This is a genomic window from Corynebacterium sp. (assembly GCF_030826625.1).
In the GTDB taxonomy this organism is placed as follows: domain Bacteria; phylum Actinomycetota; class Actinomycetes; order Mycobacteriales; family Mycobacteriaceae; genus Corynebacterium.
Genome location: NZ_JAPJNQ010000088.1, coordinates 1 through 8,789, shown reverse-complemented (window position 1 = coordinate 8,789; position 8,789 = coordinate 1). Strand labels below are relative to the sequence as shown.

The following is an 8,789-nucleotide window of genomic DNA, read 5'->3' as shown; positions in this document are numbered from 1 at the left end:
GGGCACTTGGACGAGTTGCGGGAGACACTAGGGATAGTCGCCGTGGAAGAAGACAAGACGACTCGGTTGTACGAACAAACCGACGGGATTTTAGAGCCAGTAGGCGATCCACGCCACGTAGAGTTTCGCATGCGCCTGGACAAGAGCTCCATTAGTGCACAAATTGGCATGAGCCCGTCGGCGCGGCATATTAGCCCGGTAGAACTGGAAAAACGCCTAGCTCAACTCCCCGAAACCATGATCGTGACAGCTCGGGGAAGGATCGACCGCTTCAAGCCCAGGTGAGCTGCAGAACCGAAAAACTAAGAGCCGCTGCGGTGCCAGTCTCGCTCAATTTCGGCTTTACCAGTCGTGGAAGCCTCGATCTTGGAACAGCCGCCGTCGAAATACACACGTGAGGTCATCGCGACGCATCCACCATCAGCGAAAATTTCCACTGTGGAACCATCGACGATGATGGTCAACGAGTCGCTGTCGCCGTCGGCAAGCTCGGCAGTGGCAGGCGCTTCATCGCGATAGCGATCGCTTGGACCGACGCTTCGATCAATGCTCAAAGTGTGACCCGCGTGCGTGATCCGAGCAGCTTCTTTTTCGTTGGCATCCAAGAGCGAAACAGTCAGAGTCGAATCTTCGTCTGCCGGAACTTCACACAGCACCGTGTAGGCGCGTACTCGCTCGGAGGATGAAATCGCATCTGGTAATCCAGCCGGTGGGGTCTGATAAAGCATGCCGTCGTGGAGCGAAATCATGCGGGGCAGTGTCAGTGCGTTCGCCCAGCCTTCGTCCTTGAGCGACGGGTGCTCAGTGGGATCATCGTGGCGGCCAATACCGTTGATGAGTCCGAACAGGGCGGCTTCGGTGTAATAATCGGCCGGATTTTCAGAATTGACGGTGGAACCGCGCACTGTGGTGCCTTTGGTGAGGTTGGTGTTGCGCGGGCGGGTGAAGTCATGGCCAAAATCGATGCGCCGGAAACTCTCGTGTACCCGGTAGGTGGTGCCGCGCAAAGTGCCCACGAGGTAACCAGAAATATCGATTCCAGCGCGCTCTATGGTCAGTAGCAAAATGTCATAGATTTCTCCATCAGCATCGTCGCGCAGGCGCAAAATGCGTGGAGCGACGATGGTCGAAAGCTGACCTTCTACTGGGGAAAGATCGAGGCCGAGATCACCGTCGAATTCGAGCTCGCCTTGGAAATCCCATGATTGGCCATCTTGTGAGGTAGCGATCACCGGAGTGGGGGTTTCTGCGTCGCCGGTTAGAGCCAACATGAGCCAGCCGGTATGACCGGCTTCGCGATCAACCGGGCTTTCCCAATTTGGGACGACACATGGGGAGCGGAACCGCTGAAAACCGTCTTGGGTCTCAAGCACTGCCGAAACCCGATTGATTGCGGGGTCGAGCGCTGTGCGTTCTTCAGAAAGCGGGCAATCTGCGGTTAATGAGTTGATCTTAGCCAGTTGGATATTGGTGCCACCGGAGGTCACGGAGGTGAAATACAAGTTGGCGTCCTGCTCACCTTCACCATCGATGGCTACGACCGAGCCAGCTCGGACCGTGAGCTCACCCCCGACTGGGCCTAATACGTCGTCACATTCGAACCAGGAATAAGGATCTCCTTGCGAGACCGTGTGGGCCCAGCGGGCCGGGCCAGGTACTTCTGGACGATACTGGTAGAAAACGTGCCAGTCATTGCCGTCGAGCAAAACTCCCGCAGGGGCATCCAAAACTCCGTGTTCTGGGGTGATGTGGAGTTCCGGTCGATGGATCTCAGTCATGGTCTCTCCTTGCGTCAATGAACTGACGACCAGGGTAGTGATATTTCCGTGATCGTGCAGCCGTGTGCACTATCCGCCGACGTCTGCACTATCCGCCGACGCTGACGGTTAAAGTTTGGTCACCAACGTGAGCCCGGAGCCCAGTGGCAGCCTGGTAACAATCGCATCGTCGAGTTCGCGGCAATATTTATCAGCGGCGAGCGCAGCAAGGGTTGCGCGATCAGTGCGCGAAGAATCTGAGATGGTGCCGTCGAGTAGCGAATTAGCCAGCACTAACGTTCCGTGACTGCCTAGTAATGGCCAAGCAGTTTCGACGAGCTTTGGAAGATCCGTTGGGGTGACGTCTGCGTAGATCACTTGGTAAGAAGCGGTGGCTAACCGGCCCATCACATCTAGCGGGCGTGAGGGCAAAAAGCGAATGCGTGAAGGGCTAAAACCTGCTTCGCGGAAAGCATGTTTTGCGTGTTGTTGGTGCTCGACCTCAGGGTCAATGCAGGTCAAAACGCCTTTATCTGGCAATCCTTGTAGAAGGTATAGGCCGACGACGCTCGCAGCGGGAGTTACGGCGATCACCCCAGAGTTTTTGGCTTCTCTTGTATGCGTCGCACTAGCTGTCAGTGTGGTGAGTAGCTGGCCGACGGTGGCATCCGGTGCGGGCAGAGAGTATTCGTCTGCGTGGGCGTGTGCCGCCTGTAAGCCTTCAGAAACCACGGCAGTGGAGTTGATGTAATCGAGCATGGCTGACACCGACGAGGTGAGCGAAGAATTCTCTGAAGTAGACACACCAACAGTCTAAGTGCTTTTTAGCGTTCACGCGGTAAGTGAAGTGCGTTGTAGAATACCCGCTGGTAGCAGGTGTGAAGCATTCACAGGAAGTGCACAGTTTGCAGGCTGGATTTATTGAGTTGTCTATAGCACAATAAACACCATGACGTTGCAAAGCGGGGCAGACCACAACCCAGAGTCCGCTGCAGAATTGCGCGGGACCGATGCCTTTGATGAAGGCGTCGGTGCTATGCCGAGCTGGGATGAATTGGTGGCTGAGCACGCAGATAGTGTTTACCGTCTGGCTTTCCGTCTAGCAGGTAACCCACAAGATGCAGAAGATCTCACGCAAGAGACCTTCATGCGAGTTTTCCATTCTTTGCAAAAATATCAGCCTGGTACTTTCGCTGGCTGGCTTCACCGCATCACGACAAACTTGTTCTTGGACATGGTGCGTCACCGTTCGAAGATCCGTATGGAATCATTGCCGGAAGATTACGAACGATTTGCCGGTAATGGCATGACCCCCGAGCAAGCGTACAATGTAGCGAATTTGGACCCTGCGCTGCAGAAAGCTTTGGATGAATTGGCCCCTGATTTTCGCGTGGCCATCGTATTGTGTGACGTAATCGGGATGAGCTACGAAGAAATTGCCGCTACGCTTGGTGTCAAGATGGGCACCGTGCGTTCCCGTATCCACCGTGGACGCTCGCAATTGCGTGCTCGATTGGAACAAGAGGCGGCCCACAACGAAGAAACCCAGATTCTCCTACGCACGCGCTAAACACGTGGGTGCATGATCGACAACAGGCACGAAGGAGGCGAACCGATTTTTACCATGTCGCCTTCGACACACGGTTCAGACAAAAAGAAGCGCGCAATGAAACCTCGGCGCCGTTTTGATCATCTAGGCCCTGAAGCCGTTGCGGCATTCGTTGATGGAGAGATGTCTCGCAAATCTGCTCACAACGCCAGAGTGCACTTGGTGCTGTGCGAAAACTGCCGGGCTGATGTGCATCGGCAACGTCGCGCAGCCCACGCACTGCGTAATTGTAATAGCGATGAGCAGGTGCAAGCTTCCGAATCCTTGTTGGACCGTTTGCGCAGTATCGCAGCGGCATCTGATAGCTCGACAGCTGATACAACGACTGGTGCTAAGAGCACAGGTGGCAATAGTTGGCATAATTCTGCTGGTGAAGAGCCAGCTGCGTGTCAATCAACTGAGCACGAATATAGCGTGCACAAGCGAACTGCACCCAAGCAGAACGGAGCCAAACAAGCCGATTTGATCGAACGCATTGAGAAGTTGGCGCGTGCAGTACGTCGAAATCACCACGGCTAAAGGCTAAAATAGGTTCGTGTTTTCCAATATCGGTTGGTCGGAAATCGGCGTCATCATTGTGGTGGCGATCATTGTCATCGGTCCCGAGCGCTTGCCTGGGTTACTGCAGGATTTCCGGGCAGCAATATTCGCAGCACGCAAGGCAATCAATAATGCGAAGCAAGAGCTCAACGGCGAATTTGAAGAATTCAGTTCGGATTTCGAACAGTTCCGCGAGCCATTACACAAAGTCAGCCAACTTAGCAGAATGGGGCCGCGGGCGGCGATCGCGAAGACGCTTTTCGACGAAGACGATGAATTCTTCAATCAATTTGATCCCCGCACAATTCTGAAAGAACAGGGGCCAAATACAGCAGCGACGGACACGGCATCCCGCAAGCCACAGAATGTGCAGCACCGTCAGCCACAGCAACGAGGCGCACAGTCAGAAGATTTGCAATCACATCCACCACAAACAAAGCAGTCGCGATCAACCCAAGCCCGGCCAGCGAAACCCCAACAGGAGCAACCACGACGCGCGCAGCCGCCAGCAGCGGGTGGTGGGAGAGCCGAATTCACTTGGACGGACGTTCTCTAAAAGCTAAAGAACCAACGGAGGGCTGCTGTCGAGGATCTGCTGAGCACCGGCTCCTGTGTGCATCGTGGAGCCGGAAACACGGCGGCTAGTTCACGCCCAAGCTGAGTGGCTTGCCAGCCAAAGAATTAAGGCGTTTTGCCAAACCTTGCGCGATCTTGCTGATCTCTTTCGACGACGGGCTGTCCGGATCGGCGAGCACCACTGGCGTACCAGCATCGCTGTGTGAGCGCAGCGGCGGGTCCAGAGGAACTTGTCCCAGAAGCGGAACCTCCGTGCCGACGAGCGTCGTCAAGCGTTCTGCGACGACTTCGCCGCCACCGGAACCGAAGACATCCAACGTTGAACCATCGGGCATCACCATCGCGCTCATATTCTCGATGACGCCGGCTACCCGCTGTCGAGTCTGCTGCGACAGCGAGCCGGCACGCTCAGCAACCTCTGCGGCCGCTGCCTGAGGGGTTGTTATCACGAGCAGTTCTGCGTTTGGAATCAACTGTGCTACTGACAGCGCAACATCGCCGGTTCCAGGAGGCAAATCGAGTAACAAAATATCCAGATCGCCCCAAAAAACATCAGCGAGGAATTGCTGGATAGCTCGGTGCAGCATAGGCCCGCGCCAAACCACAGGGGCATTGCCCTCAACGAATTGGCCAATCGAGATGAATTTTAGATTGTGCGCCTGTGGCGGGAGCAGCATGTCGTCGATGACGTTGGGTGCTTCGGTAGAACCCAAGAGGTTAGGAACGGAGTGGCCGTAAATATCAGCGTCAACGATGCCGACCTTTAAACCTTGCTGCGCGAGTGCAGCACCTAGGTTGACCGTCATCGAAGACTTACCGACGCCACCTTTACCTGATGCCACCGCGAACACGCGCGTGGTGCTTTCCGGCTTGGAGAAGGGGATCTCGGGTTCGCGCTGGGAACCGCGCAGGGAATTGCGCAATTCGCGACGCTGTTCATCGCTCATGACATCGAGCGAGACCGAAACATTTTCTACGCCCTCGACTTCTTCGACGGCGGCTTGGGTGTTCGACTGGATGGTCGATTTCATCGGACATCCAGAAATAGTGAGGTAAACCTCGACGTTGACGTCGGCGCCATCGATGTCGATGGATTTCACCATACCAAGATCGGTGATGGGTTTACCGATCTCTGGATCTTCGACGCGCGCCAACGCTTCGCGGACTGCTGATTCTGTAATGGCACTCATTACTTCCCATCTTAGTCCTGCTAGTGAATCTGTAAACTGCACAACGTGGGTACGATGAATTATGTGAGAAATCGCTATTTTGCAGCAGCAATTTCCGGTCTAGCGCTTGTGGCAGCAGGATGTTCCACCCCCGGAGAGCCAGCGGCTGAGGAATCCACTGCCGCCGATAATGGGGCCGTTGCATCTAATGTGGGCGAACCTGCGCCTGGAAACGATAACGAAAACGAGCGTGTCGTACGCATTAGCGCGGATGCAACATCGACTGAGCAGGTCCTGTGGGCTTATATCTATCGTGAAGTATTAGCCCAACAAGGGCGGGAGGCTGAAGTTTTTGCCGTCGAAGGCGCAGATACTGCTCAGCGCTGGGATATGCTGCAAACCCGAAAGATTGATTTCATGATCACCTGTACCGGCGAATTTGTCACAGAATTCAATCCTGCGCTCGCAGAAGATCTGCTGCACAACGAAGACGGTCAAGACCCGAACGAAATTGATCTCCATGATCAGTTCCACCGCGAAGTCATGGGGTTGTTGCCACCGACTATCGTGACCACCGCGCCGTCATCGGCTCAAGGGTGTGGCGATTCGTCGCAAGAAATTCCCCAGGATTTCACGCCGCTGTTTGGTGCCGGTTTATTCAACCGGGAAGAAACCGGCGAGATCCAAAAAGTCACTCGACTACTGGACGATCGCAACCTGGAAGAACTCCAGGACAAGCTTTCCGACGGCCTCAGCGCCGAAGAAGCCGCAGGGCAATGGGCAGCAGTCAATGTCACTGGCTCCTCACCAGATTCCGTGAGTGATGAGGCTTAGCACTGGCTAGGCAATGCGACCGGCTAGGCAATGCGCGCCGGTGATACACGACGCGGGGCTTTAGGAGTCGGTGATGCGCGTTGTCGTCGCGATCGTGCCAAGGCCATCGATGGTGATCGTCACCGTTTCGCCATCGCGAATGAACCGTTGTGGGGTACGCGCGAACCCGACTCCGTCTGGAGTGCCAGTGGCTATGACATCGCCGGGCCGCAGCGGATAAATCTGCGAAATGAATGAAATCAATTGCGCTGGTGGGAAGACTTGATCGGCGAGGGGAGCATCTTGCATGAGCTCCTCACCAAGGTAGGTGCGCACGCTGGCGCTGGAAAAATCGAATTCATCCGGCGTTGTCAGCCAAGGGCCAAAAGCACTTGTTTTGCGGAATGATTTGCCTTGGTGCCATTGTGGGGTACGTCGCTGCGCATCGCGCAAGGTGTAATCGTTAAATACAGCGTATCCAGCGATATAGTCGGTTGCTTCGGCCTCGCTCACCTCGCTGGCATAGTCGCCGATGATCACGGCAAGCTCGCCCTCGAAATCGAGCTGGGAAGACTTCGCCGCGGGAATTTCCACATCTGCAAAGGGACGAGCGAGGGCTTCGGGAAATTTGGTGAAAAGCGTGGGATATTGCGGAAGTTCGCGTCCCATTTCCAGAATGTGTTCTGCGTAGTTTAAGCCCTGGCAAATTATTTTTCCTGGGCAAGGAACCACCGCATCGAGCTCACGCACATCGATGACAACGGGATCACCGGCGTCGATGAGTGCTTCATTAAACTGATCACGCCAATCAGGAATCGCTAGCAGCTCGCCGACGCTGCGCACCGGGGTCTGGGCAGCAGAAAAGCCATGGACTGGCCGGACTGTCACTGATGCGGAGTCTTGCGATTCCGCATCATCGACAATCGCAAGGTAGCGGTTTCCATCACTGGCGGATGCTACAGAGGCTAGTCGCATGGCTTTTGGCCTTTCTACGGCGGGAACTAGTGTGAACTAGAACCCACCGTAGTCAACTTCGTCGCCGAATGCTTCCTAATCTGTGAAAGCTTCGTCGATAAGCTGCTTCTGCTCGAGTTGGTGCACTTTCGCGATACCCGTGGCAGTCGAGGACTGTGCGCGACGGGAAACGCGGCGCATACGTGGCATGTCTGGCAACAATTCGTGCAGGTGCTCATTGTAGAACGGCCAAGGGCCCTGGTTCGCAGGCTCGTCCTGTACGAAGCGGACTTCTTCCATGTTCGGGAAGTTGTCGAATGCTTCAGACAGGCGGTTAAACGGAATTGGGTGCAGCATTTCGATGCGGACGATCGCGATATCATCACGCTCGTCTTTCTGGCGACGCTTCTCCAACTCGTAATAGATCTTGCCCGAGCACAGCATGACGGTTTTCACCTTGTCTGCATCGCCGATGACGTTGTTGTCGACATCTACCAGGCGTGGGTCATTGATGACCGAGCGGAACGACGTAACGTCGGTGAATTCGGCAACCTCGGAGGTGGCAGCCTTCGCACGCAACATCGACTTCGGAGTGAAGACCACGAGCGGGCGCGACATGGTGCCCAGCGCGTGACGACGCAGCAGGTGGAAGTGGTTTGCAGGCGTCGATGGTTGGGCGATGGTCATCGAGCCTTCAGCAGCCAGCTGCAAGAAACGTTCGATGCGTGCAGAGGAGTGGTCTGGGCCCTGGCCTTCGTATCCGTGTGGCAGCAACAAGATGACCTTGGAAAGCTGACCCCACTTGGCTTCACCCGAGCATACGTACTCGTCGATGATGGTCTGGGCGCCGTTGACGAAGTCGCCGAACTGAGCTTCCCAGGCGACGACTGCGTCCAAGTTTCCGACGGAATAGCCGTATTCCACGCCCAAGCCAGCGAACTCGGTCAGCGCCGAGTTGTAGACCTCGAAGCTACCTCCGTTGCCAGCTTCTTGTGCCAGTGCATCGAGTGGGTTGTATTGTTCGGCAGTCTTCGGGTTGAAGGTGATCGCGTGGCGCTGGGTGAAGGTACCGCGCTTGGAATCTTCACCAACCAAACGAACCGGCTTGCCTTCCGCAGCCAGCGAGCCGAAGGCAAGCAGCTCGCCCCAGCCCCAGTCGATGCCACCTTCTACGGACGACTTCGCACGCTTTTCGGCAATTGGGGCCACACGATTGTGCAGCTCAAATCCTTCTGGCAGATCCAGATACGATTCGCCGAGCTCGCGCATAGTATCAGCGCAAATTGAAGTTAAAATAACTCGGTTGAGCACCTGGGAAGCAGTAATACAAGTCTGTTCTTGTGGACCGTTTTCTTATGCCTCTTTGACCTC

The 8,789-nt window shown here is 55.5% G+C and carries 8 protein-coding genes and 2 pseudogenes; 5 read left to right on the top strand and 5 right to left on the bottom strand.

The window, feature by feature from the left end; translation table 11 throughout:
* Positions 1 to 285, top strand: a pseudogene (locus RCH87_RS09380) (SAM-dependent methyltransferase); the annotation flags it as partial.
* A 17-nt stretch (positions 286 to 302) separates the two neighbouring features.
* On the opposite strand, the gene RCH87_RS09375 reads toward RCH87_RS09380, so the two are convergent.
* Positions 303 to 1,778, bottom strand: coding sequence for a GH32 C-terminal domain-containing protein (locus RCH87_RS09375; protein ID WP_306516430.1), 1,476 nt, complete (start codon positions 1,776 to 1,778; stop codon positions 303 to 305).
* Between the two features lie 108 nt (positions 1,779 to 1,886).
* Positions 1,887 to 2,516, bottom strand: coding sequence for an O-methyltransferase (locus RCH87_RS09370; RefSeq protein ID WP_306516431.1), 630 nt, complete (start codon positions 2,514 to 2,516; stop codon positions 1,887 to 1,889).
* Between the two features lie 190 nt (positions 2,517 to 2,706).
* Here RCH87_RS09370 and sigE point away from each other — a divergent pair, with 190 nt between their 5' ends.
* The 3 genes from sigE (at position 2,707) to tatB (ending at position 4,462) form a co-directional block, all read left to right on the top strand.
* A complete protein-coding gene (sigE, locus tag RCH87_RS09365) occupies positions 2,707 to 3,327 on the top strand; it encodes an RNA polymerase sigma factor SigE (protein ID WP_306516429.1) in 621 nt (206 codons plus the stop codon).
* A gap of 96 nt (positions 3,328 to 3,423) precedes the next feature.
* Entirely contained in the window at positions 3,424 to 3,885 is a 462-nt protein-coding gene (locus tag RCH87_RS09360; RefSeq protein ID WP_306516428.1) for an anti-sigma factor, read from the top strand.
* Positions 3,886 to 3,901: 16 nt separating this feature from the next.
* Complete coding sequence (gene tatB, locus RCH87_RS09355; protein ID WP_306516427.1) at positions 3,902 to 4,462, top strand: Sec-independent protein translocase protein TatB; 561 nt, start codon at positions 3,902 to 3,904, stop codon at positions 4,460 to 4,462.
* 85 nt (positions 4,463 to 4,547) lie between these two features.
* Here the strand turns inward: tatB and RCH87_RS09350 are convergent, their stop codons facing one another.
* The gene (locus RCH87_RS09350; protein ID WP_306516426.1) at positions 4,548 to 5,672 is read right to left on the bottom strand and encodes an Mrp/NBP35 family ATP-binding protein; all 1,125 of its coding nucleotides are present in this window, start codon (positions 5,670 to 5,672) and stop codon (positions 4,548 to 4,550) included.
* 45 nt (positions 5,673 to 5,717) lie between these two features.
* On the opposite strand from RCH87_RS09350, the gene RCH87_RS09345 reads away from it, so the two are divergent.
* Positions 5,718 to 6,485 carry a hypothetical protein gene (locus tag RCH87_RS09345; protein ID WP_306516425.1) on the top strand — a complete coding sequence of 256 codons (768 nt, stop codon included), beginning with the start codon at positions 5,718 to 5,720 and terminating at the stop codon, positions 6,483 to 6,485.
* 60 nt (positions 6,486 to 6,545) lie between these two features.
* On the opposite strand, the gene RCH87_RS09340 is transcribed toward RCH87_RS09345, so the two are convergent.
* Together RCH87_RS09340 and kgd are read right to left on the bottom strand one after the other, a co-directional pair.
* Positions 6,546 to 7,439 (bottom strand): fumarylacetoacetate hydrolase family protein, encoded by an 894-nt coding sequence (locus RCH87_RS09340; protein WP_306516424.1) that lies wholly within the window; start codon positions 7,437 to 7,439, stop codon positions 6,546 to 6,548.
* 75 nt (positions 7,440 to 7,514) lie between these two features.
* A pseudogene (gene kgd / locus RCH87_RS09335) lies at positions 7,515 to 8,771 on the bottom strand (multifunctional oxoglutarate decarboxylase/oxoglutarate dehydrogenase thiamine pyrophosphate-binding subunit/dihydrolipoyllysine-residue succinyltransferase subunit); the annotation flags it as partial.
* Positions 8,772 to 8,789 lie beyond the last annotated feature (18 nt).